The following is a 23,566-nucleotide window of genomic DNA, read 5'->3' as shown; positions in this document are numbered from 1 at the left end:
ATGGAGATGAAGATTGAACATATCGCCCTCTGGGTGGCAGACTTGGAAGGAATGCGTCAATTCTACGAAACACATTTTGATGCTACGGCAGGCGAGCGGTATCATAATCCGACGAAAGGGTTCACGTCGTATTTCCTGACGTTCTCGAGTGGTGCGCGTCTTGAGTTGATGCAACGGACGGATATCACGGAACGGACGATGAATGCACTCGGGTATGCCCACTTCGCCTTTTCGCTAGGCAGTAAACAAGCAGTCGATGACTGGACAGCTCGGTTACAGGATGCCGGTGTACAACATCTTGATGGTCCTCGGACGACGGGTGACGGGTATTATGAAAGTACGATCGCTGACCCGGAAGGTAATGTGATTGAGTTGACAATCTAATGATGAAACGAAACAATCCCTCATTCTGATTAGAGTGAGGGATTGTTTGTCGGTCGATGACTGTTCAAATGTTTTCTGCTTGTTGGTACGTCCCGTGACGAGCAGTTGTCTGACACGTATTTCATTCAGGTTATCTTTAAGAGACAATTACAAAACTCTTTCGCTGTAAACATTTGTAATGATATGCTAAAAAAGAACCAAATTATGACTATACGTATTCATTTTAAGAGGAGGCAGTTTATGCGAAAGCACCTGGGATGGATCTCAATCGGCATCGTCGTTTTCACTTTCCTTACTGTTAAGCTCTTACCGTTCAATGGTTTTTGGGGTACGAACTATATGTTAGCTGGACTATTGCTTGCGCTAGTGTGCGCCATCATAAGTCTAAAAAATACGGGGAAAATCCTCGCGTTAACATTGCTCACTTCTCTATTGGTACTTTTTATTTTTTCAGTGATCGGTTTCTTGGCACTAGCTTGAGTATTTCTAAATGCGATTAAAATTGATTAGCTGATATCATGACGATAGTTCTTATTGAACACGTCATACGTTACTGAATCACCGAATAGAAGGAAACAACCGCGATCATCATAAATATTCATGACGATCTTTCGATCTACGTTCACGAAAAACACCTCCGGATAGTATGTATATGTTTGACGAAATCTTGGTTGCAGCGGTGGGAAATCCTGATGGCAGATCGCTTTGATTAAACGTTTATAATCTAATGCGTTTTTGTTCGGTAATAACACGGCATATTCGGATACCTGCTCGTCTTCATCCATCACTTTCTCTACGAACTTTATGTTGTATTGATCTTCTCTTCTTTTTAAGTGACGGAACACTTTCGACGCTGACTGTTGATACTTACCGCGCCCCCTTCTCACATGCACGACGAAATAAAGAGACTCCTCTTCTCGGAATAGATCCTCAAACAATTCGTTTGATTTTTGGTATGCCTGTTTGAAGTATTCCTCGTTGATTTCATCTGAATTTTTCTTTAACTGATACAGGTCCTTCACTAAGTCTACGTGGAATACTAAATCCTTCTCGACAAAGGAACGATCAAATAAGTTCACCTTCCCAAAATGTTGTTGCCAGTATTGTTCGAAGTTCATTTCAAAGCTCCTTTATTCTGATGAGGACAGATTAATTTAATGATTGATACAACAATTGTAGAAAGGAGGATGAGAAGATGATCATTGATACATTATCGAATCATCCTGAACAATTAGAAGTGGTTGCCACAATGATTCATACCGAATTCGTTCAAAAGAAAAAAGGGTCGGTACCCTATGAACCAATAAAATCCTTTTTAGACAAAAAGCCAAGTGTACCGTATCCTGTAACGTTCGTTGCCTTAGATGATGCCACGTGTATCGGAACCGTTTCCCTCTTTGAAAATGACTTGAACGAACGACCAGCCTATACGCCTTGGCTCGCTTCTTTATTCGTTGAAAAAGTCTATCGGAATCAAGGGATCGCGCAGCAACTCATCAATCAATTAATCGTCTACACCAAATCACGACAGATCACAACAATCTATTTAAAAACAGAAAACGCTTCAGCATATTATAAAAAATTAGGATGGACATTGGTCGAGACGATCGAGACGACGGAGTTACCCATACACATTTTTTCATACACGATTGATGAGGATTGATATCTTCATATAAACGACGAAAGTCATTTGATGTTAATCGTCTTAAAGGATTTCTCATTATGGTTTAAATGATAATGGTCTTGCTGACGTGAACAAAATTATCTCTTTTTCTTGAATCGGTCATTCGTATTCGAATAGACGACTGCGAATACAATAAGAAAGAATAGTAGCATGACGCCTAAACTAAACAAAGATTGATATCCAAACAGCTCGCTCCCAGCGATCAACAGGATGCTAAAACAAACGCCGTACATGATTTTACCCATAAATTGACATAGGGCGACTTCGTCATAGTCTTGTTTCTTACTTTCAGACAACGTATTATATCCTGCAAGCAATGATGCACCTTTTCCTTTCGATAGAACGATAGCAAACACTAGCAGAGGGATAAGAATTACAAAATAAACAATGGATTCGCTCACGACCATCCGCTCCTTTCTCTCGTTTTAATGTATAACGTGTGTCAATTCATTAACGCTTTTACATTCCTTCAGGTTTCATGATATTTAGTTGAATGATCAACCTATTTTTCTGATTTTTCTGTTTTTTTGTAGCTCACTTTCTTAATCTTCAATTATAATTAGGTAATGATTGGATTTTTTAACTTACATATGGAATAAAAAACGTTCTTTCAAAGGAGGATTCATCCATGACTGAATCGGTACACATCCATAGCTACACGTCACCTCAATTAATGGTTAATGCAAGGTCCATCATAAGACAGTACATCTTACTCCAGGAGGGGGTTGCCGATGCTTAAGTTCATTTGGAATTCCTGGTGGCGCAACAAAGAGCGTTTCATCCTGCTACTTGTCGGTGTTCTGATCGTCAGTACTGGACTGAGCTATTTGATTGGAACGACGCAAGCCAATAACGGAACCGTCGTCGATGAACTGCAAAAGCGTTGGGGCTCCTCTTACGACATCGTCGTCCGACCAGAAGGCAGCCGGAGCGTGACGGAAGACTTGAAGTTACTCGAGCCAAACTACATGAGTGGTCTCGATGGCGGCATCACGCGCAAACAATACGAGACAATCAAAAAAATGACTGACGTCGAGGTCGCTGCCCCCATCGCGATGATTGGGTATAATCAAACACTTTCGAGTATCGGTACGCATACGATCGATCAAGAAGGGATTTATAAACTGACGATCAAAGACATGCAAGATACCGGATTACAAAACGAATCCTCGAGTGGCGTCACCTACTTAGCAGCAGGATGGGAACCTACAGGGGATGCCAAAAAATCAGGTGTGTCGCCCCTCCCACTTGGAAAGCAGCCTCTGTTTGAGTATGGGAGCCAAGTCATGATTGCGGGAGTTGATCCCGAAGCGGAAGCCGCACTCGTCGGCTTGGACAAAGCGACGACCAAAGGAACCTATAGTAACTATTTTTCAAAAGATGATCAGGTCACCTCGTTCGGGGAAGATGGTGTCCAAATTCCGATCCTGTTGAACAATCGTGAATACGTCGATGCGTCGCGCATCTACACGTACGAAAAAGTCGAGCTGCCGTCGAAAGAGACATCCATTAACGATCTAGTACAACAAGTCGAACAAAAAGGCGGAAAAAAATACTTAGACTCCTTACCGACAAGTGGTGCGAAACGTTATACGATCACGACACAAGATGTCCAGAAAAAGCTCGTCAATGATATTTTAAAACATACGTTACCGACTGCTGAAGAGACGAACAGCAATTCCTTTACATGGATTGTCTTAAAACCGTCTCCGATCGACTACCGCTCAATCAAAAGTCCGTACGCATCACGTTGGCCGTTCACCTATCAAGTCCAACCGAAACAAGTCGACCAAGATTCCTTGCTCGCTAAACGCAGCATGTACCGGGAAGCGCGCATGTTCGGAAAAGATAGCGTGGATTGGCCCAAAGTCAACTTGAACTATATCGGGGTCTTCGATCCGAAGAAATTGAATATCTCGAAAGACCCGCTGACAGAACTGCCGATGGAGACGTACTTCCCGTCAAAAGCCCAGTGGGTCATGGATAAAAATGAACGTCCCGTCAATCCGGTTCGAGACGTTAAACCAACAAACGATCCATATGATTTCCTGACGAAACCACCGTCGATGCTGACGACGCTCGATGCTGCGTTTAAAATTCGTGGTGCCAAAGCGATTTCTGCCATCCGCGTCAACGTCAAAGGTGTCGAGACGATGAATGCTGCTAGCGAGAAAAAGCTCCAACAGGTGGCGACAGAAATCGAACAGAAGACAGGTCTAATCACGGACGTGACCCTCGGCTCGTCACCGCAGCTCGCCTTGACCTATTTACCGGGTCTAAAAGACGAATCAGCGCTCGGCTGGGTTCAACAACCGTGGATCAAGCTCGGCTCGTCGATTGCGATCTTCCAGGAAGCAAAAATCGGGATGAGCGGCATCATCGCCAGTGTCATCGCTGTCGCGCTCGTCTATGTCTTCAGCTCGAACATCATCCTGCTGTATGCACGAAAGAAAGAATTCGCGATTTTACTATCACTTGGTTGGCGCCCGCGTCAGCTGTCGAAACTATTGTTCCTCGAGGCCACATTGCTCGGGACACTCGTCGTCTTGATTGCCTGGACGATTCTCGGTTCTTTCTGGGTCACGACGGACAACCCGATTGCGATCGGTCGAATTTTATTGATTGGTCTTGCTGGTTTACTTATTTACTGGGGTGGAACGCTCGTGCCGATGACGCTCATCCGTCGGATCAAACCGTACGAAAGCATGCGTTCCGGTGAAGTCTCAAAAGGTCGCCGTTTCGTTCGTGCGCGTAGCGCCCTCGGGATGAGCATCAATCAGCTCGTCACCTACTGGCAACGGACATTGCTTTCGGTCATTGCGATCGCCTTACCGACGAGTCTGTTCATCTTCTTCCTCTTCATCACGTTCCGACTGAAAGGCGTCTTGTACGCAACGTGGCTCGGCGAATATGTCGCGCTTGAAGTCGGGACGATGCATTACGTCGCGATGGGTGTCGCTTTACTGATTGCCATCCTGACGACGACAGAAATCATGTGGCAAAACGTCAATGAACGCAAGAATCAGCTTGCTGTCCTTAAAGCAACGGGCTGGCAAGACGGTCAAGTTCGTTTACTCGTGCTAAGTGAAGGCATGATGACAGGACTATGTGCTGGCGTGATTGGTCTTCTGACAGCACTTGGGATGATCGGCTTCGTTTACGGGCAATTCCCGGTCCAAGAGCTTGCTTTCCTCAGCATCATGCTCTTGATTCCAGTGATCACGGGTCTGTTAGGTGCCTTGCTCCCTGCCGAGCGTGCCGTCCGGATTACACCAAATGCTGCACTCGGCAGTATCGTCGAAAATACGCAAGCGACAGAACGGCGTTTCAAATGGGCACTTGGATCCATCGCCGCTTCCTTGTGTATCGGAGTGGCAAGCCTATTCTTGTTCGCCTCAACGGAATCCTCGACGACTACAACACAGAGTGCTCCTCAGCAACAGACGAGCGGACAAAAATTAAAGGATTTGACCACTGATCCAAAAACATCTGCTGACAAGAAAACAGGTGATCAAACAGCACTAAAAAAACTGATGAAAAAAGGAGTCATCCAAACGTATCCGGGCGATCCGGAAGCCACCTCTGAACTGTTCTATGCTAAATCACTCATTCCAACACCGAAAGAACTCGATCTAAAGGAAAAGAGCGGTTATCGGTTCGTTACGGTTCCTGTTGTCATGTACGATCCCGACAATAGAGTAAAAGGCGCTTATGCTATTTACCGACCCGGCACCTTTACATTGACGTCGCTCGACGGAAAAGAATATGAAACCGTTGATTACGTCAATCATAATAAGAAAGCATTCAGAAACAGTTATCAGTATCTCTCACCATATAAGTCAACCGTTGATTTAGTCTATCAAGTTCCTGATGACCAGAAGGTATTCGTTCTCTTTGCTGCGGATGATGCGTTTCCAAAGGATACGACAGTGAAGATTGAACTCGATTAAAATGACGTAATATGAATCTAGCCCGGATCACATAAATGAGAGTCGCCTCGGTTTCATCATCGAAACCGAGGCGACTCTCATTTTTCTCTAAAAAACGCTATGTATGGTTGTAACTCACAATGTATCGTGGACGCGCATCCGTTCTAGTTCTTTTTCTTGATTCTCTTTAAGCTTCTTTCGACCACGCGACCATTGTTCCCACAGTGAAATCATGCCGACTCCTAAAATCAATACATAGGCTAAAAAACTATTGTATCTACCATCAAAGTAACGCCATGTCAGGAAAATCACTAAAATGATTGGCATGATGATACCGAGATACGGATTGTGACGGCTTGATAAGAAATACTGTATTCCTAAACAGATACTGATAATTAGAGCAGAAATGAAAAAGTTCATTGATTGTTACCCCTCTCAAGTCGATATTTTTCGATGATTTTTTTGGCATCTTCAATCGTGATCCGGTCTTCGATAGCCATTTGTTTAATGTATGCGATGAACGGTTCATTCTCGATTTTCTCATTCACTTCGATTTTCTGAATGATCCGATCGACGCGAATCCGGACTGTGGGATAGGAGACATCATAATGTTTCGCCAGTTCTTTCAAAGAACCCGAGCTTACGATGAATTTTTTAACGAATTCCATCTCTTCCAATTCTAGAGATAAAACCCAATCTGGAACATCATCTTTTTTCATTTACCATTTCCCTCCCATGTCACCATAATAGCATTCACTTAAATAAAGTTAAAGTATTTTTGATATTAATTAAACATTTAACCAATAAATAATTAAAATATATTCATTATTTCGCTTGTCATAGTGATTCGAGTCATGGTAGTTTAGGATTGTCAAATCGGAAAAATAAGGAAAAGGAGTGTTTTACTTGAAAAGAACAACGGAATACATATTTGCTGTCATCGGTATCGTCTTGTTTGGATCATTATGTTTAGGTGGGTTTCTATTGTCTGGATCGATTGCGGATCACGCTGGCATGAAGGAGTTGGTCGATCAATTCATCCAGGATGAGAACATTACGGATGTCACGTCTACCCAAATCCTCACATCCTTCCAACAATTCTTCTTGTACCTTGGTGCCGTCTCTCTCTTATGTACGATAGGTGGAATCGTCTCGATCGTCCGGATTCGCAAAAACGGTTCAGCAGGAAAGATGTTGATCATTACTGCAATTCTCGGTGGGATCTTCACATTACTCGCCGGTGTCTTTGGTTCAATCGCTTATTTGATTGCCGGTATCACTAACGTCACGAAGAATAAAAAGATAGCACGACAATACTAAACTCAAACAGAAAGGTGTGTCGGTATGTTCGCGATTACACTTCGAGAATTTAAATCGCTTTTCCAAAGTATTCGAGCCATCCTGATCATCGCCGTCTTGTTCGGTGTGACGATTGGTTCTGCTAAACTCGTCAGCCAGTTCAAAGGACAACTCAGTGATCTCGGTCTAGGTGACAATGCCTATATCATCGGTTTGATGCTGCTTCTGTTCTTAGCATCTCCTTTATTCGTGACGAGTATTTCTCATAGTAGCGTCAACAAAGAGATTGAATCGAAGACGATTCGTTTTCTTGCGACGAAAACATCTCGTGAGAACATCATTTTCGGAAAGTTTTTAGGCAACGTTTCGTTCTGGGTCCTCTGTCTGACAGTTGCCCTCTTGTTGATCGTTCCGTTTTCAAAATCGTTCTCGATCGTCGATTTGATCCAAAGCATCATCTTCGTCTCTTACTTCATCGGTCTGTCGCTGTTTCTTTCGACAGTCGTCAACAGCTCTGCAATGACGATGTTCGTCGGTATCTTCATCTCGATCGCGCTTCCGGTCATTGGGATGTGGAGTCTTATTTCGAAGAATGTCATCGTTGATACGTTGTCTTACTTGACGCCCTATTATTACTATACGCAAGAAAACACTGCATACACGTATCTTGTCTTGATCCATATCGCCGTCTTCGTCATCGCGAGCTTGATGATCTTTAAAAGGAGAGATTTATGATGCTAGCCCTTCGCGCAACCAATCTAACGAAACAGTACGGCAATAAGACCGTCGTCAACCAGTTGAATCTCGAAATCAAACAAGGGGCCATCTTCGGCTTCCTTGGTCAAAATGGCGCCGGTAAATCAACATTCATCAACATGATCACAGGTCTTGTCCGTCCGACATCCGGAACGTTCGAGTTACTCGGAGCACCGAACGATTCCTTGAAGGACGTCCGAACTCGAATCGGCGTCCTGCCGGATTACTCGACCTTTTACGAAAACTTCACGGCGCTCGATCACTTGAAGTATTTCAGCAAAGTCCTCGGTCTGAAGACGACGACGGACGAGTTAAAGCAACTCCTCCGTGATGTCCAACTCGAAGACGCCATCGATGTAAAAACGAAGAACTACTCGTTCGGGATGAAAAAAAAGCTCGGGATCGCCCAAGCCCTGATTAATCGACCGGAAATCCTGTTTTTAGATGAACCGACGTCTGGCGTTGATGCCAACTCGATTCTCGGGATTCATACGTTGATTCGCAAGATCGCAGCAGACGGAACGACGATTTTCTTAACGTCTCATAACTTAGACGAGGTCGAAAAACTGTGTACGGAGATTGCGATCATGCAGGACGGAACGATTCAGACGCAAGGCACGATGGAGGAGTTACGGGAACAACATGAGAAGAACATCACCGTTCACGTAAAACATGCACCGCTCGATAATGATACACAACAACATCTGCAGACCAAGTTGTCGACACTTGCGAAAGACGTCAACGTCTCCTCTACTCACTCGACGTTCATCGTCCAAAGTGAACACGATATTGCTACGATCAATAGCTACCTCGTCTCGCAACACGTTAACGTGTATCGACTCGAAGTTGAGGAAGCGTCGTTGGAAGAGATCTTCTTGAATTTAGGTATGGAAAAACGTACCGCTTGATACCCTCACTAAATAACCTTTTCAATCCATTACCCCCTCATTTCACAACGAAATGAAGGGGTGTTTCATTTTCTTAGCGTCCTCTTACTCATCGAAGAACAGGTGAAAATCGTTACCTTTTTTTAAATAATTGTCAATATATGATAAAATTAAATTCCAATTATCATAATGAAGGAGTATTCGATGAAACATTCTTTATTTCGACGAAGAGACTACGTGGAGCTGAGTCTCCTCTACATCATTTGTTTTTCTATCAATACAGCATTGTCAATCGCACAAACGTTAAACTTGGAACGTTATCCGGTATTTAAATCCTTCATTGAAAATATCTTAGATGTCAAACTGATCGTGATTGTGTTCTCGACATTACTCGTATTGATTTTTCAGTATCAATTTGTAAGACAACGAAAAATTGAAATCTTGTGTCGTATTCTTGTTGGAGACACTAGACAACAAATCGCCTTCCGCTATATGCTCCACCATTTACTCATTTTATGCTGTTGCTTCATGTTTTCACTCGTTCTTCATATGTCTTTGCAGGTACACATCACAAGTAGCCTGTTACTCGTTTTTATCTTTGTCTTCTACATCATTCTATTCACAAGTTGGGTGAATCAAAAATGAAACTTTTCCGTTATTTCTTCAGGAATATCTTCTTAAAAAGATGGCTTCTCGTATTCGGTATGGTTATTTTGCTTTTTGCAGCGAATTACCTGACATTCTCTACCGTTCGTTCAATCATCAGTACATATCAGGGATATCAAGAAATGACCGCCTTACATGATCGAAACGCTTTCGTAGCGAACTTAGATCCTGATAGTAATCCCGACTTTGACAGCATCGACATCGAAGATACTCAAAAAATTTATCAATACTTAGATCAAAATTTCGACTACGTTCTCCATTCGGATGGGTTCGTCGTTCCATTAAAGAATAAGCAGGACATGGAAGTTCAATTCAACTACATAAACGAAGCCGCTTATCAGTTAAGAGATTTTCCATTATCTAAAGGAAAACCTCTCCAATTTGAGGAGACAAGGAAACAAGATCACTTACCTGTCTTGATTGGTCCCGGTCTAGCGGAATCGTATTCTCTCGGTTCTACGATCCAAACGATCAATCCCGTTACGAACAAACCTGTCCTGTTACATGTGCAAGGCATATTAAAGAAAAATATCTATCGGTCTAGCTTCTATGCTCCGAATTCGAAGCATTACTATAACTTTGCAGTGTTTGTTCCCGTTGATTCAGCGTTTATTCAAAATGCCGGTCTTGACCTCCACGTCAATGCTTTGATGGATCTCGTACTGCTCGATTCATCCGAGAAAAAAATGAACCAGCTAAGAACACTTATTCATCAAAATACAGGTATGACATTCAATTTCTATACACAACAAGACAACTATGCATTTTTTAAGGAATACTACAGCAGTTCGCTGATGCTCATGAGTCTGCTATCTGTCGCGTTGCTATTCCTTGTTCTCCTGTTAAGCATTTGGATCAGCTTCGTCAGTGTTCGCCTGATGATCAAGGATATTACGATTCATCTACTCGTCGGACTGAGTTACGCCACTCTCCGAAAATTGTTCTATCGTTACTTCGCAATTCTATTTTTCATCAACCTAGTCGTCTTAATGTCTTCAGTCGCTTATAGCCGTCATCTATTTTGGACGACCAAAGAGTCCGCTTTCGTCACGTACGGATTCCTCGGTTTGATCGATATCGATTGGGTTGCTTTAGCAGCAGTTCTTGTGATCGATATCGTCATCGGTACGATCATCGTCGAACTGACGATGAAAAAAATAAAGCAGATTCCAATCTCAATAGGAGTGTTAGAATGAGTAATTGCATTCATCTTGAAATTCAACAGAAGACGTTTCCGAAATCGAACTTTTCAATACTGAAAAACTTCACCTTGACGGTTCAATCCGGTGAAAAACTGGCGATCGTCGGTCCGTCCGGCGTGGGCAAAACATCTTTACTGAATATACTCGGACTACTTGATACGCACTATGAAGGCACCTATACACTTTTCGATTCATCTACGGCTGACTTGACCACAAAACAATTGGCCACATGGCGAAATCAAAAAATCGGATTCGTCCTCCAAGAATCCGCTTTGATCCCTTCGTTGACTATTGAAGATAATATTAAGTTACCTCTCTTATATGCTAATTTAGAGAAAGACCCAACGACGCTTGCGTACGTAAAGGAAGTCGTGCATCGCATTGGGATCGCTTCAATCTTAAAGAAGAAACCACATGAATGTTCGGGTGGTCAACGCTCACGAGCCGTCTTCGCAAGAGCCGTAATCATGAAACCTGATATCATCTTAGCAGACGAACCTACTGCTTCTTTAGATACCGAGAATAAAGAAAAGATCATGAATCTACTCTTTGACTTGAATCAAACAGTCCAGACGACAATCATCACAGTTACGCATGACCTAGATGTCGCGAATCGACATGATCGAATGATTACGCTTCAAGAACTCGACTAACACAAAAAAAGACTCTCTGACCGAAAGACAGATGCTGCACACTTGTCCTCGGTTTCCGAGAGTCTTTTTTTAAATAACTTGTTCAAGCCGCCTTCTCTCTCCGTAAGAGATACAGGAAGTACGGTACACCGATGATCGCCGTGATCAATCCGGCTGGCACTTCAAGCGGCGGATGAATCCCGCGACCGAGCGCATCAGCGACGACGAGTAATCCGCCGCCGAGTAACAGCGCCATCGGTAAGACGGCGAGGTGTTTATGTCCGACAAGACGGCGTGCCATATGTGGAGCAATCAAACCGATGAAGCCGATTGCACCGACTGTTGCGACGGCAATACCGGCTAGGACAACAGCGAGCGCCAAGAAGACGTGCCGCGTCCGCTGAATCGGTAAACCGAGACCAATGCTGACTTCCTCACTAAGTGATAAGACATCGAGTTGACGGTGTCGATAGAAGAGGATCGCACCAATCACGACGAGCACCGGCGCTAAGATCAACACCTGCTGCCAGCCTTTCCCGAACAGACTGCCAGCAAGCCAGACGAGTGAATCGTTCGTCTGAAGTGGAAATTTAATCAACAGGTATTCTGTTCCGGAAGCACAGATCGCACTAACGGCGATACCAAGTAACGCAAACGAACTGCGGGAGACGTTTCCTCCCCGCTCAAGCATCATCAACGCCAGCATGACGAGTGCTGCTCCGATGAAGGCGGCGATCGGTGTCAACAAGAGCGGACCATCCGGCACGAGGGCAATCGTCAAAACAGCGAACAGAGACGCTCCGTTCGTCACCCCAATTACGTCCGGTGAGATCAATGGATTACGGATGACGCTTTGTAAGATGACCCCGGCAAGAGCGAAACTCGCTCCTGCTAAAAAGGCGAGGACCGTTCGCGGCAGACGGTAATTTTGGACGATGAAAGCATCCTTTCCACCAAAGAACGACTGCCAGAGTTCCGTTAACGATAACTGAATCGAACCGACCGACAATAAGGCGAAGCTTGTGACGAAAACGATTACTGCGACAAGTAGAATCCGACGCATCTCTCTCATCGTAATCCCCCTTTCATCTGGCGACGTGCCAAGATAAGGAAGAAAGGTGCCCCGAGCAATGACGTCACGATGCCGACTGGTGATTCATACGGATAGGCAATGAAGCGCGCCAGGACATCGGCGTACGTCAACAACAGACCACCGATGACGGCAGAGACGGGTAAGACGATTCGGTAGTCCTCGCCAACGAGTCGACGTGTGATATGCGGCACCATCAGACCGATGAAGCCAATTGCTCCGGCAACGGCAACCGTCACGCCTGCGAGTAACACGACACTGATGCCGGCAAGCAGACGGATCCGCGTCACTTTTTGTCCGAGTCCGACCGCGACGTCTTGCCCGAGTTGGAAAACGGCGAGCGACTTCGCGAGACTTGCCGCAAGAATCAAACCGACAAGCGACCATGGTAAGACGATCCGGAGCTCGAGCCAGCTTGCATCACTGAGCGAACCAGACAACCAGTACAAGACGTTCGTGATCCGGTCGTTGAACAAAATCAAGCCTTTCGTTAGCGACGTCAACAAGAGATGGATTGCCATCCCGACGAGGGCAAGTTTTAACGCCGTCATCCCGCGAATCGAAGCGAACGAAAAGACGAGCACGCCACCAAGTAAGGCACCAACAAAAGCGAAGTAAAGCAAGTTCGCCGTCCCGAGTGACGGAAAGATGAGCAGGCTTAAGACGACGAGAAACGACGCACCGGCATTGACCCCAAAGACTTGTGGTGAAGCGAGCGGGTTCCGCGTCACAGCTTGCATGATCGCTCCAGCGACGGCAAGGTTTGCTCCGAGCAACAATCCGAGCAAGAGACGCGGCAAGCGCAGATTCGTCAGGACGAGTCCCGCTTTAGAGGTCGTGCCGCTGATCCACTCCTGCACTAAGTGGACCGGATTCATCTGTGTGATACCAAAGAACAAGCTACTATAAACGGCCAAGCCACTGAGTAAGATAAGTACGAAAATCAGACGTTTCCGCTGCACCGGATCTTTCCCCTTTCTAAGACGAAAAGCCAGATTGCTCCGGCTTTTGTCGTTCGTTATTTCTGTTTGAGCAATTGAATTGCTTCGTCAACGATTTGTTCAGCAGCGTCCAGACCGCGGTAACGTGTCCAGAGGTCACGATTGACTTCATAGACTTCTCCGTTTTTGACCGCTGTGATCTGATTCCAGAGCGGATTATCCTTCCACTCTTTCAGTAACTTCGGATCAGCTTCCGCCATGAAGATGACGTCCGGATCCCACTTGACCATCTGCTCTAACGTGATCGTCACAGTCGGTTCCGCTGTTTTCGTAACGGCATTCTCGATACCGATCTTCTCGAGCAACTCACCGTCAAACGACGTCTCACCGTGTGCTGTCAGTGAATCGGCGCGGAAGACACCGACCATGACTTTCCGGTCATCTTTTGGATCAACCTTCTTCTTCGCTGCCTGCAAGCGCTCTTCATGCAGGGCAAGGCGATCGTCCATCTGTTTCGTTTTGCCGACCGCTTCCGCAATCGTCTTGAACGAATCGATGTTCTCTTCATACGTCGCATTGCGACTCTTCAAGATGATCGTCGGTGCGATTTCTTGCAATTGCTTGTAAATTCCTTTATGACGGTTGAAGTCGCCGATGATCAAATCCGGTTGCAAGGAACTGATCACTTCAAGGTTTGGTTGTTGGCGTGTACCGACTTCCGTGAACGAGATGTCTTTTCCGAGTAATCCAGAAACATCCGTCTTGTTTTCTTGTGCGATCCCGACCGGTGTGATGCCGAGTTCATCTAATGCATCGACGAACGAGAATTCGAGCGCGACGACTTTCTTCGGCTTTTCCGGTACTTTCGTTTTTCCTGCTTCGTGCGTGATCGTCCGCGTCTTTTCGTTCGATTGCTCTGCTTGACCTGAACAAGCTGCAAGCATCAAACTGCTCAACACGAGGAGCGTCAACGCTGTCATCCAAGTTTTCCGTCTCATGGTGAGACCTCCTTTAATTCGTGATTCGACATTGAGAATCATTCTTAATTAATCCTGTCTCAGCATATCAAAGATTTCCATTGAACAAAAGGGAAATCCTTATTTTCAGATAATATAGACTGAAATCCACATTTTCTGAAGGAATATGGGATAATCAGGTAGTGAACAAAGGAGGGACCAGAGATGGATTGGATGAAAGACTTAGAACAGCGAATTGAGTTTCAGCTCGATGCAATCACGTTTGATCAATTACCTGACTTACTCGAAGCCTTCGCCTACCAGTTACCGTTCGAGAATACGACCGTCCTTGAGAAGCGCATCCGTCCGTTTAGCGACGAGCGCTTCATCGAAACGTTTCTGACAGAGCGACGCGGTGGTGTCTGTTATGACTTGAATGGACTGCTGCACCGGGTCCTGCAGGAACTGAATTGTCCCGTTCGGCTCGTTCAAGCGACTGTTTACGATACGAAGTCGGACGCCTGGTCAGCGACCGGACCGACCCATGTCGCGATCATTTGGAATGAAACACACTTGCTCGATACCGGCTTCGGCGTTAATTTACCGCTCGTCCCTGTTCCGTTGAATGGGGAGACCGTTCATTCCGCGAGCGGCAGTTACCGGATCATCAATAATGACATACTTGAGATGAAGCGAACGGGACAAGCAGAGTTTGTGACTGGATACCGGTTCGACCGCGAGACGTCCATTACAACAGATGACTTATCGAAGATGGAACAGATCATCCAGCAGAGCGACGCTTCGCCGTTCAATAAAGGTCGCCTCGTCGCGATGCGGACGCCAACCGGACAAAAGACGTTGACTGAGCGGACGTTACGGATTGAAGAAACGACGACGACCGAGTTACCGGTCGCAGGTCCCGCCCAATTAGAGATGCTGTACAACACACACTTTTTAGGACGGGAGTCGTAAATCATGGATCGTTATACACTTTGTTTAATCCGCCACGCAGACCACTTTTTACTCGTCAATCGGCAAAAACGTCCGGCGATGGGCATGTGGAATGGTGTCGGTGGTAAGATCGAACCGGGCGAGACACCGGAAGCCGCCGTCATCCGCGAGACGTTTGAAGAGACAGGCATCCCGCTCACCTCAGTGACATCGAAAGGCATCGTCCGCTTACATGGGAAAGAGACTTCTGGCATGTACCTCTACCTGGCTGATTTAGAAGATCGTCCGTTTCCAACACCGGTCATGACAGTTGAAGGAATCCTCGATTGGAAATCACTCGACTGGATTTTAGGCGACGATAACATGGGTGTCATCAGCAACCTCCGGCACTACCTACCGATTGCTCTGTCGACCGAGCACCCTTTACTGCATGACTTTCATTATGATGGCCATACAATCACGGCATACGAGACACATGAATTGATTGAGACATAATACAACATCCCCGCTCGTCCTTTCGGACAGGCGGGGATGTTTCGTTAGAATAGATGTAAGCCCGTCACGATGACAGCGACGATGACGATGCCCGGTAACAAGTTCGCGACACGGATTTTCGTGATTCCGGCGAGATTGAGACCGATCGCTGCAATCATCACTCCACCGGTCGCCGTCATCTCCAAGATGAATTCTTGCAGCGCGGCGTCGGGAATGAACTTCGTGATCGCAACGGCACTCAGTGCAATCGCCCCCTGATAGAGGAAGACAGGAATCGCCGAGAACATGACGCCGATTCCGAGCGTTGAACTGAGGACAAGCGCCGTGAAGCCGTCAATCAATCCCTTCGTATAGAGGACGTCGTGATCCTGACGCAGTCCACCGTCGAGCGCACCGAGGACACCCATCGCTCCAATGACGAAAATCAACGTCGCGGTAACGAAGCCTTCGGCGATATTCGATGGTCGACCGCGACTGATTTTACGTTCGAGCCATGCCCCCATCCGATCGAGCTTCTCATCGAGGCGGAACCATTCTCCGATCGCACCTCCGAGAACGAGACTACCGATGACGATCAAGAAGTTCGTGCTTTTCATCCCCATCTGGATCCCGAGCACGACGACGGCTAGACCAATCGCTTGCAAGACCGTCTCCTTCATCCGTTCCGGAATCCGGTGGAACATCAATCCGAGCAACGTCCCAATGATGATCAGGACGGTATTGACGAGTGTACCTGTTAAAACCATCTGACAGCCTACTTTCTCAATTGATTTTTCGTTTCGCAGGACGGACGACCGTCCGCTCCGCCTGATTCAGGCTATGCAACGTCATCCCGAGCATGACGAGGATGATCCCGAATGTCGCGAGTCCAGTCGGTAGTGCTGCATGGAGAAACAAAATCTCCCCGATAACGGTGAAGACGATCTCAAACGACTGAGTCGCCTCGATCGCGGCTAACCGGACCGGTTCCGTCCGGACGAGTGACGTCGCGTAGAAGAAGAGCGATGTCGCGATGACGCCTGAGAATAAGGCGACGAAGCCGGACTGGGTCACTTGACTGACACTTGGTAATCCGACTTGTATGTAAGCAATTACGGAGAGCACAATCCAAAACGGTAGACTCGCGATCGTCATTCCAAGGATCCGCTCAAAGACATCGAGCTCATTCCCATACCGTTCCATCATCTTCCGGTTACCAAGCGGATAGGCAATCGCAGCGACGAGCACCGGCAAGGCACCGAACAGTAAGGATTGTAGCGATAGACTTACTGCGACGGATAACTGCATGACGACGACGCCAAGGACGATCAAGACGGAATACTTGAGAGCCGACCACGGAATCCGTTGCTTGAACAAGGGCGCAAGCAGCGGTCCGGCTAGGATCGTCAATTGCCACGTTCCGGCAATCAGCCAGCCTGGCGCATGATCGGCAGCAAGACAAATACTACCGTAAAACAGTCCGAAACCGATCGTTCCGTACAGTAACCAAAATCCGATATCTGCTCGCAGTGCCTGTAAGACGCGACCAATTCCCCGACGCATCAAGACGATGACGACGAAGAACGGCAACATCAAGAAGAATCGAAGCGACGCACTGTAGATCCAGTGCCCCCCTGCTCCTTGCATCGATTGATTCAAGATGAAGGTGACGGCAAAGAACATCGCCGCCAAGATCCCATAAATGATTGGTCGCATCAGCGCTCCTCCTTTAGTGTCGAGACGAGTAAACGTCCGAGCCCGTTCCAGTTATGTTCCGTCGCCTGGACGAGCTGCTCGACATCCCGTTGTTGACATGCAATCAAAATCGCCGCATGATCGGCAATCGATTGACGACCGAGTCGATCGAACTGGGCGTATTCGAGCCGGCGGATCAGCGGCGTCAATCGGCGAATCGTTTCCCGTAGCTGAGCGTTCTGACTGCGCAACACGAAGACATCGTGAAAGGCATCGTCTAGCGTCAGCGCCGTCTCCGTCTCCTGTTGATCGATTGCCATCGTGAACTGTTGGTGAATCGTCTGAAGCTCCGTTAAGTCGTCTTCTGTCAAGAGTGGTCCCGCTAGACGCGCTGCTAGTCCGTGCAGCGTCGCGATGATCGGATAGGTTTGCTGTGCTTGTTCAGCATCAAGCTCCGTCACGATCGTCCGCGAGCCCCGTTTCGCAAAAATCAATCCTTCCTCTTCGAGTCGTTTCAAGGCTTCTCGGACCGGTGTTCGGCTGACTCCGAACATTTCCGCGAGCGCTTGATCGTTCACCTTCTCACCTGGGGCGAGGCGTAAGGTGATGATGTGATGCTGTAAACGTCGATACACTTCCTCACTAAGAGGAAGTCGTGTAATGGCTAGATCATCTGTAGGTTTCATATAAGTAATATATTACATATTAATCATTGATACTACCTTTATTCCATATAAAAACTCCCCGTCAAAAAACGGAGAGTCAACTATTCAAACGTTACGTGGATTCATCGGTCCATTCAGATGGCTGAGATCATGTCGTTTCAACAAGATTAATTGAATGACGATCGCAACGAGAAGATAGACTTGCGCCAAAAGAACCGTAATTCCTAAATTAACATTCACGACATCCGCAGCGATGCTCGCGAAATCCCACAACGCATGAAAAATGATTAATGGCCAGAGGTTATTCAGCTTCAGTGCGATGATCGCTAAGAACACACCAAAGACGAATGTGTTCGCAAGTTGGAATAACATCGCTGCCGGTGGAATCAAGGCGATTAAATTAAGCAAGTGGAAAGATGAGAACAGAAGCGCACTGATGAGGACGGCACGATACGGATGTTCGTTCGGTTTGAGATAGCGTAAGATGATGCCGCGAAACAAGACTTCCTCATTGAAACCGACGAATAAGGTCGTCAGGAAGACGATTCCGACAAGTTGGAGTGCCGATGATGATATCGAGGACGTGAACAACGCATTGACGATCAATCCGACTTGAACGAGAACGATCAGCAGTAACGGAATGTACCAGATTAGACCCCGCGACTGCAATTTCGAAAACCCAACAGCAGCAAACGTGGCATGACGACGAATGTACCAGACGAGAAAAATCGCTGTTGCGACTTCACCGAAGATCGCGATACGTAACAACTCCGGATCACCGTAACGAATGCCGAAACCAAACGCAGAGACAGCCATGACGATACCCATGATGATGAAGACGACGGTCGCCGAGACGACAGTATTCCGCTTATCCACGATCAATACCTCCCTTTTCTAAACAAGCGACGTATCTACTTTATGATTTGTTTACCTTTTTTTCAGGGAAATGAATCTTTTTCCTCCTGCTACCTTGCAATACAAAATAGCTTAGTATATCATTACCTTGTAATACCAAGTAGCGAAAGGATGATGCGGATGTCATCGACGCAAATGTTAAAGGGGATTCTCGACGGTTGTTTACTTGCACTGATCGCGGAAGAAGAGATTTATGGCTACGAACTGGCGACGAAACTGAAAGCATACGGTTTCGCTGACATCAGCGAAGGAACAATCTATCCCTTATTGATCCGGATGCAAAAACTGGGCTGGATCGAAGCGACTTCACGCGTCTCTCCGTCCGGTCCAAAACGGAAGTATTATTCGATCACGACGAGCGGTGCAGAAGAACTCACCGCATTCAAGGAAAGATGGCAACACCTTTCGACAAGTGTTGAAAGTATTTTAAAGGAGGATGATTGAGATGACCCTATCAACGGAATCAACCCGATTTTTGGAAGACTTGAAGGTCTACCTGCTTGCTTCGGGAAAAAATGAACAAGCGACGAACGAGATCGTCCTGGAACTCGAAGACCATCTGATTGAAGCGGAAGCGGATGGCAAATCGGTTCGCGCGATCACGGGTGACAGTCCGGCTGACTACATCCAGTCGATTTCGAAAGAGATGGCGTTCGATCCGATAGAAGCATTTTGGATCGTCATGCAAGTCTTTCTCGGTGCATCGAGTTTTCTCTATCTCCAAAACCTGCTGAATGGAACAACAACATTCAGTATCTTGCTAGTTGGTGGCTTCCTACTGATAAGCGCTGTTTATTTGACGACCCTGGCGTTTTTATTCCGTCAAGACGCATTACGTGCTGGCGCTCGCCCTCGCATCATGCGTTATGGTATTCATGGAAGTGTTCATATTCTCCTGATCATTGGACTATTGATCGTCAACGGACTCATTGATTCGCCCAAAATCACTTTATCTCCAAGCGTCGGGTGGTTAATTGGCGCCCTTCTAATTGCCTGGATTCTAATCACGGCATGGAAGACGAAGACATGGATTTTACCGATTGCAGTGTTCGTCTATTTCGCTCCCCAAATCATTCTCCGTTCTGTATTTAATTGGTCTGAATTGACATCCGGACTCGTCGGATATGCTGTTGCTGCCATTACGATCACCATTGTTTTCATCCGTGAATCCAAACAGACTCAGACAAATTGATTACTTCTACAAGGGATTACTTAAAGCAATGGACAGCCCTACGATACCTTCCATTCGAAACAAACGGTCTACCTTTTAGATAAGGTAGACCGTTTGTTTCGAATCCTATTGATTTATTTATTTCGAGCTTGTAACTTCCGAGCAGCATCCAATGCAAAATAAGTGAGAATACCGTCACATCCGCCGCGTTTGAAAGCTAGGAGTGTTTCGAGAATCACTACATCGGGGTCGAGCCATCCTTTTTCAAATGATGCCATCATCATTGAATACTCCCCACTCACCTGATAAGCAAATGTCGGAACAGAAAATGTCGATTTGACACGTTGAACGATATCTAAATAAGGGAGACCTGGTTTCACCATGATCATATCTGCCCCTTCTTTGATATCTAATTCGACTTCTCGCAAGGCTTCATCAGAGTTGGCTGGATCCATTTGATATGTTTTTTTATCCCCTTTGAGATGCTTACTTGAATTTAAGGCATCACGAAATGGACCGTAGTATCCTGAAGCATATTTTGCCGCATATGACATGATTCTAGTATTGTAGAGGTTTTCGTTATCTAACGCAGTTCGAATCGCATGTATACGACCATCCATCATATCAGAAGGTGCAATGACATCAATTCCAGCCTTCGCTAAAATTAATGCTTGTTGTACGAGCACTCGTACACTCTCGTCATTATCGACGTATCCATCAATGACTATCCCATCATGACCATGAGTCGTGTATGGATCTAAAGCGACATCCCCGATTAAACCGACATTCGGATATGCTTCCTTGAGAAGCTTCGTTGCCTGGCAAATGACATTATGGGGATTCAATGCTTCCGTACCCATTGCGTCCTTCTTATGCTCTGGAACGACTGGGAATAATGCTATTGCCGGAATTCCGAGTTCTACTGCTTCCTTCACATGTTGTACGACGCTATCTAAACCGACTCGGAATTGACCTGGCATCGCATCGATTTCCTCAACACCACTCTCCTCCTTAACGAAGATTGGCCAAATTAGATCATTCACAGTCACCTCATGTTGCGCGACTAAACGACGGTTCCAGTCGTCCTTTCGATTTCTTCTCATTCGAATCGTCGGGAAGTTTTCCATCTCTACTCTCATCCTCCAATTTTAAAGCACATAAATTTTTCTAGGCTATATCAGTATAGGTTAAGGTCGATGATTCGTAAAAAGAAATAGCTATTGTTTCGCTAAGATCTCACACGCGTCATGCACAAAAAAAGACTCTTCTTTTGTGAAGAATCTTTTTCTCGCTCAAACGACCCCATCGCTGAGGTCGTTTTTGTATATTATTTATTCTGTATTCCCTTCTCTGCCTCATACCGCTCACGCGTCCAGTTGTAGACATGGCTCGTCACGGTCCGTCCGTCGATTCGTTCTAAGACGAATGGTCGGTCAAGAACAGGCGTAAACCCAAGTTTTTCAACGACACGGCGTGATTGGTCATTGAAATCAAAGTGACCACACCAAACGATATCGATTGGTAGTTCCCGGAAGATGAAATTAAGTATTGCTTCAACGATTTCCGGCATCCGCCCTTCTCCCCAGTAATCAGGTGCGAGGACATAGCCGATCTCGACTTGACGGTCATGGGTGATCGAATCGTCCGGCCGACGATTGAAGTGAAATCCGAAGCTCCCGATGACTGCTCCCGTCTCCTTATCGGTAACGGCATACTCGCCAGGTGACGCTTGGAAAATGCCGATCACTTCTTGGCTTTCGTCAAGTGACGCGTGCGGCGCCCAGCCTGCTTTTGGTCCGACAGTTGGATCCTTGGCGTAAGCATACAATGCGGCTGCATCGTTTTCTTGCCAACGGCGTAACAGGTGCCGTGGCGTTTCGATAGTATCTGGTAAGTTCATCTGTATTCCCCCTTATTAAGATACGTTTCGCTCTCGTTCGACCGATTCCTTCACGAACAGACTCGTATAGACTAATCCAAAGCCCGTCAAGAGGATCAATCCAAGGTATACACTCATCATCGACGGAATCAAGAAGGTCCCGACGAGAATCGTCGACCGGGAAAGTAAGTCCGCTCCAGCAAACGACGTCCCGGCGAATGCTGAGTACGCCCCACGTTGATCGGCTGGCATCATATTCGCTTTTTGTGTGTTCAAGACCGGGGAGTAGAGCAACTCGCCAATCGTTGCGATGAAGATGAAGACCATCAGTGCCGTCATGCTGTTGGCACTCGTCACGACAACATAACCGATCGTGTACAGCATGAGACCCGCAGCGAGCGTCCGGCGCGGAGACAAGCGCTTCGCTAGTCGCTGGACGATGAACGTCAACGTGACGACGAGTAACGTATTTTCGATGTTGATGATACTCATCATTCGAACCCCGTTGATCGACCACCCGGCAAATGATAACGGTTCAAACGAATCGGCGAGTCGGACGGCGACATAACTGCCCATCGAAAACTCAGCCGCTAAGATACACATCGAACCGAAGACAACCTTAACGAACGGACGGTCCCGCCAAGCGAGTTGATAGCTCGTGAAAATATCCGTGAGGACACCACGAAGTTTTTGACGTTGCCATGTCCGTGGTGTGTCGTCAAGAAACAGGAAGTATGCAATTGGTAAAACGGACGACGTGAAGCTCAAGATCCAGAACAACAGCAATTGGTTACTGACATAGAGCCAGCCCCCGAGCGCCGTACCGATGGCGATCGAGAGATTGATCAACCAGTAGTCGAGCGCATAAACCGCTTGGCGGTTCTCTTTCGTCGTTGCATCGATGATGATTGCGCTCATTGCCGGCCGACCAAGATTACTCGTCACCGAGAAGACAGCGTAGATGACCATGAACAACAACATCCAGTCGAGTGTCAATGAGATCGTCATCGTGATGAACGTCAGCGCTGTGAGCGCAGAAGTCGTGACGAGCAGACGTTTGCGGGAAAAGCGGTCGGCAAGATATCCGCCGAGTAGATTCGTGATGAAGCTGACGAAGACCATCGCGATCAAAAATGCACCGGCGATGACTTCGTTGAATGCCCGGACAAACAAGAGGGCCATGAACGGCATGATGGAGAACGAGACAGCCCGGTTGAAAAACGATGTGATGAGACGTACTTTAATTGGTTTCGGTATTTCTTTCCATTTCATATTGTCACCTTCCATTCTCTACCTGTATCATAAACAAGACAAGACAGAGGAAAAATGGACGTCATTAAAAAAAGATGTCCCCTTTTAAGGAGGAGAAGGACGATGGATGCTTATCTTT

At 46.5% G+C, this 23,566-nt stretch carries 26 protein-coding genes; 12 read left to right on the top strand and 14 right to left on the bottom strand.

Going from position 1 to position 23,566, the window contains the following annotated elements; genetic code table 11:
• Nucleotides 1–6: 6 nt before the first annotated feature.
• Nucleotides 7–384 carry a VOC family protein gene (locus K7G97_RS08165; protein ID WP_223041934.1) on the top strand — a complete coding sequence of 126 codons (378 nt, stop codon included), beginning with the start codon at nt 7–9 and terminating at the stop codon, nt 382–384.
• Between the two features lie 506 nt (nt 385–890).
• On the opposite strand, the gene K7G97_RS08160 is transcribed toward K7G97_RS08165, so the two are convergent.
• Nucleotides 891–1,502 carry a DUF3885 domain-containing protein gene (locus K7G97_RS08160; protein ID WP_223041933.1) on the bottom strand — a complete coding sequence of 204 codons (612 nt, stop codon included), beginning with the start codon at nt 1,500–1,502 and terminating at the stop codon, nt 891–893.
• A gap of 77 nt (nt 1,503–1,579) precedes the next feature.
• On the opposite strand from K7G97_RS08160, the gene K7G97_RS08155 reads away from it, so the two are divergent.
• Nucleotides 1,580–2,047 carry a GNAT family N-acetyltransferase gene (locus K7G97_RS08155; RefSeq protein WP_223041932.1) on the top strand — a complete coding sequence of 156 codons (468 nt, stop codon included), beginning with the start codon at nt 1,580–1,582 and terminating at the stop codon, nt 2,045–2,047.
• A 98-nt stretch (nt 2,048–2,145) separates the two neighbouring features.
• Here K7G97_RS08155 and K7G97_RS08150 read toward each other — a convergent pair whose 3' ends face one another.
• A complete protein-coding gene (locus tag K7G97_RS08150) occupies nt 2,146–2,475 on the bottom strand; it encodes a DUF3784 domain-containing protein (RefSeq protein WP_223041931.1) in 330 nt (109 codons plus the stop codon).
• 324 nt (nt 2,476–2,799) lie between these two features.
• Between K7G97_RS08150 and K7G97_RS08145 the strand changes: the two genes are divergently transcribed.
• Entirely contained in the window at nt 2,800–6,018 is a 3,219-nt protein-coding gene (locus K7G97_RS08145; RefSeq protein ID WP_223041930.1) for an ABC transporter permease, read from the top strand.
• A gap of 114 nt (nt 6,019–6,132) precedes the next feature.
• Here K7G97_RS08145 and K7G97_RS08140 read toward each other — a convergent pair whose 3' ends face one another.
• Together K7G97_RS08140 and K7G97_RS08135 are read right to left on the bottom strand one after the other, a co-directional pair.
• A complete protein-coding gene (locus K7G97_RS08140) occupies nt 6,133–6,417 on the bottom strand; it encodes a hypothetical protein (RefSeq protein WP_195865105.1) in 285 nt (94 codons plus the stop codon).
• A complete protein-coding gene (locus K7G97_RS08135; RefSeq protein ID WP_058705042.1) occupies nt 6,414–6,716 on the bottom strand; it encodes a DUF2089 family protein in 303 nt (100 codons plus the stop codon). The genes K7G97_RS08140 and K7G97_RS08135 overlap by 4 nt, the downstream gene beginning before the upstream one ends.
• A gap of 187 nt (nt 6,717–6,903) precedes the next feature.
• On the opposite strand from K7G97_RS08135, the gene K7G97_RS08130 reads away from it, so the two are divergent.
• The 5 genes from K7G97_RS08130 to K7G97_RS08110 all read left to right on the top strand — a co-directional run bounded on the left by K7G97_RS08130 (nt 6,904) and on the right by K7G97_RS08110 (nt 11,460).
• Nucleotides 6,904–7,317, top strand: coding sequence for a DUF4064 domain-containing protein (locus tag K7G97_RS08130; RefSeq protein ID WP_058265893.1), 414 nt, complete (start codon nt 6,904–6,906; stop codon nt 7,315–7,317).
• 24 nt (nt 7,318–7,341) lie between these two features.
• The gene (locus K7G97_RS08125) at nt 7,342–8,031 is read left to right on the top strand and encodes an ABC transporter permease (protein ID WP_223041929.1); all 690 of its coding nucleotides are present in this window, start codon (nt 7,342–7,344) and stop codon (nt 8,029–8,031) included.
• Complete coding sequence (locus K7G97_RS08120; protein WP_316499917.1) at nt 8,028–8,960, top strand: ABC transporter ATP-binding protein; 933 nt, start codon at nt 8,028–8,030, stop codon at nt 8,958–8,960. The genes K7G97_RS08125 and K7G97_RS08120 overlap by 4 nt, the downstream gene beginning before the upstream one ends.
• 683 nt (nt 8,961–9,643) lie before the next feature.
• Nucleotides 9,644–10,801, top strand: a complete 1,158-nt coding sequence (locus tag K7G97_RS08115; RefSeq protein ID WP_262415820.1) for an ABC transporter permease — start codon at nt 9,644–9,646, stop codon at nt 10,799–10,801.
• The gene (locus K7G97_RS08110) at nt 10,798–11,460 is read left to right on the top strand and encodes an ABC transporter ATP-binding protein (protein WP_223041927.1); all 663 of its coding nucleotides are present in this window, start codon (nt 10,798–10,800) and stop codon (nt 11,458–11,460) included. The genes K7G97_RS08115 and K7G97_RS08110 overlap by 4 nt, the downstream gene beginning before the upstream one ends.
• An 82-nt stretch (nt 11,461–11,542) precedes the next feature.
• On the opposite strand, the gene K7G97_RS08105 is transcribed toward K7G97_RS08110, so the two are convergent.
• Genes K7G97_RS08105 through K7G97_RS08095 form a run of 3 tightly spaced genes read right to left on the bottom strand, consistent with a single transcriptional unit; the run spans nt 11,543 to nt 14,468 of the window.
• Nucleotides 11,543–12,511, bottom strand: coding sequence for a FecCD family ABC transporter permease (locus tag K7G97_RS08105; RefSeq protein WP_316499915.1), 969 nt, complete (start codon nt 12,509–12,511; stop codon nt 11,543–11,545).
• Nucleotides 12,508–13,491: a FecCD family ABC transporter permease gene (locus K7G97_RS08100; protein ID WP_262415819.1), complete on the bottom strand. Its 984-nt coding sequence runs from the start codon at nt 13,489–13,491 to the stop codon at nt 12,508–12,510. Before K7G97_RS08100 ends, K7G97_RS08105 begins: the two co-directional genes overlap by 4 nt.
• A 56-nt stretch (nt 13,492–13,547) precedes the next feature.
• Entirely contained in the window at nt 13,548–14,468 is a 921-nt protein-coding gene (locus K7G97_RS08095) for an ABC transporter substrate-binding protein (RefSeq protein ID WP_195865109.1), read from the bottom strand.
• A 183-nt stretch (nt 14,469–14,651) separates the two neighbouring features.
• On the opposite strand from K7G97_RS08095, the gene K7G97_RS08090 reads away from it, so the two are divergent.
• The gene (locus K7G97_RS08090; protein ID WP_223041926.1) at nt 14,652–15,398 is read left to right on the top strand and encodes an arylamine N-acetyltransferase family protein; all 747 of its coding nucleotides are present in this window, start codon (nt 14,652–14,654) and stop codon (nt 15,396–15,398) included.
• A 3-nt stretch (nt 15,399–15,401) separates the two neighbouring features.
• Complete coding sequence (locus tag K7G97_RS08085) at nt 15,402–15,872, top strand: NUDIX hydrolase (RefSeq protein WP_223041925.1); 471 nt, start codon at nt 15,402–15,404, stop codon at nt 15,870–15,872.
• Nucleotides 15,873–15,916: 44 nt separating this feature from the next.
• On the opposite strand, the gene K7G97_RS08080 is transcribed toward K7G97_RS08085, so the two are convergent.
• The 4 genes from K7G97_RS08080 to K7G97_RS08065 form a co-directional block, all read right to left on the bottom strand.
• Nucleotides 15,917–16,618: a DUF554 domain-containing protein gene (locus K7G97_RS08080; RefSeq protein WP_047395308.1), complete on the bottom strand. Its 702-nt coding sequence runs from the start codon at nt 16,616–16,618 to the stop codon at nt 15,917–15,919.
• Between the two features lie 16 nt (nt 16,619–16,634).
• Nucleotides 16,635–17,567: a DMT family transporter gene (locus tag K7G97_RS08075; protein ID WP_223041924.1), complete on the bottom strand. Its 933-nt coding sequence runs from the start codon at nt 17,565–17,567 to the stop codon at nt 16,635–16,637.
• Nucleotides 17,567–18,232 (bottom strand): GntR family transcriptional regulator, encoded by a 666-nt coding sequence (locus K7G97_RS08070; protein ID WP_223041923.1) that lies wholly within the window; start codon nt 18,230–18,232, stop codon nt 17,567–17,569. The genes K7G97_RS08075 and K7G97_RS08070 overlap by 1 nt, the downstream gene beginning before the upstream one ends.
• A gap of 84 nt (nt 18,233–18,316) precedes the next feature.
• Nucleotides 18,317–19,087 carry a CPBP family intramembrane glutamic endopeptidase gene (locus K7G97_RS08065; protein WP_223041922.1) on the bottom strand — a complete coding sequence of 257 codons (771 nt, stop codon included), beginning with the start codon at nt 19,085–19,087 and terminating at the stop codon, nt 18,317–18,319.
• A gap of 159 nt (nt 19,088–19,246) precedes the next feature.
• On the opposite strand from K7G97_RS08065, the gene K7G97_RS08060 reads away from it, so the two are divergent.
• Together K7G97_RS08060 and K7G97_RS08055 are read left to right on the top strand one after the other, a co-directional pair.
• Nucleotides 19,247–19,570, top strand: a complete 324-nt coding sequence (locus K7G97_RS08060) for a PadR family transcriptional regulator (protein WP_035397512.1) — start codon at nt 19,247–19,249, stop codon at nt 19,568–19,570.
• Nucleotide 19,571: 1 nt separating this feature from the next.
• The gene (locus K7G97_RS08055; protein WP_223041921.1) at nt 19,572–20,318 is read left to right on the top strand and encodes a hypothetical protein; all 747 of its coding nucleotides are present in this window, start codon (nt 19,572–19,574) and stop codon (nt 20,316–20,318) included.
• Between the two features lie 113 nt (nt 20,319–20,431).
• Here the strand turns inward: K7G97_RS08055 and hemB are convergent, their stop codons facing one another.
• The 3 genes from hemB to K7G97_RS08040 form a co-directional block, all read right to left on the bottom strand.
• Nucleotides 20,432–21,424, bottom strand: coding sequence for a porphobilinogen synthase (hemB, locus tag K7G97_RS08050; RefSeq protein ID WP_223041920.1), 993 nt, complete (start codon nt 21,422–21,424; stop codon nt 20,432–20,434).
• Between the two features lie 200 nt (nt 21,425–21,624).
• Nucleotides 21,625–22,197, bottom strand: coding sequence for a GNAT family N-acetyltransferase (locus K7G97_RS08045; protein WP_223041919.1), 573 nt, complete (start codon nt 22,195–22,197; stop codon nt 21,625–21,627).
• A gap of 15 nt (nt 22,198–22,212) precedes the next feature.
• The gene (locus K7G97_RS08040) at nt 22,213–23,448 is read right to left on the bottom strand and encodes an MDR family MFS transporter (RefSeq protein ID WP_223041918.1); all 1,236 of its coding nucleotides are present in this window, start codon (nt 23,446–23,448) and stop codon (nt 22,213–22,215) included.
• Between the last annotated feature and the right edge of the window lie 118 nt (nt 23,449–23,566).

The sequence above is a fragment of the Exiguobacterium acetylicum genome (assembly GCF_019890935.1).
In the GTDB taxonomy this organism is placed as follows: Bacteria; Bacillota; Bacilli; order Exiguobacteriales; family Exiguobacteriaceae; genus Exiguobacterium_A; species Exiguobacterium_A abrahamii.
This window is presented reverse-complemented; position numbering and strand designations above follow the sequence as displayed.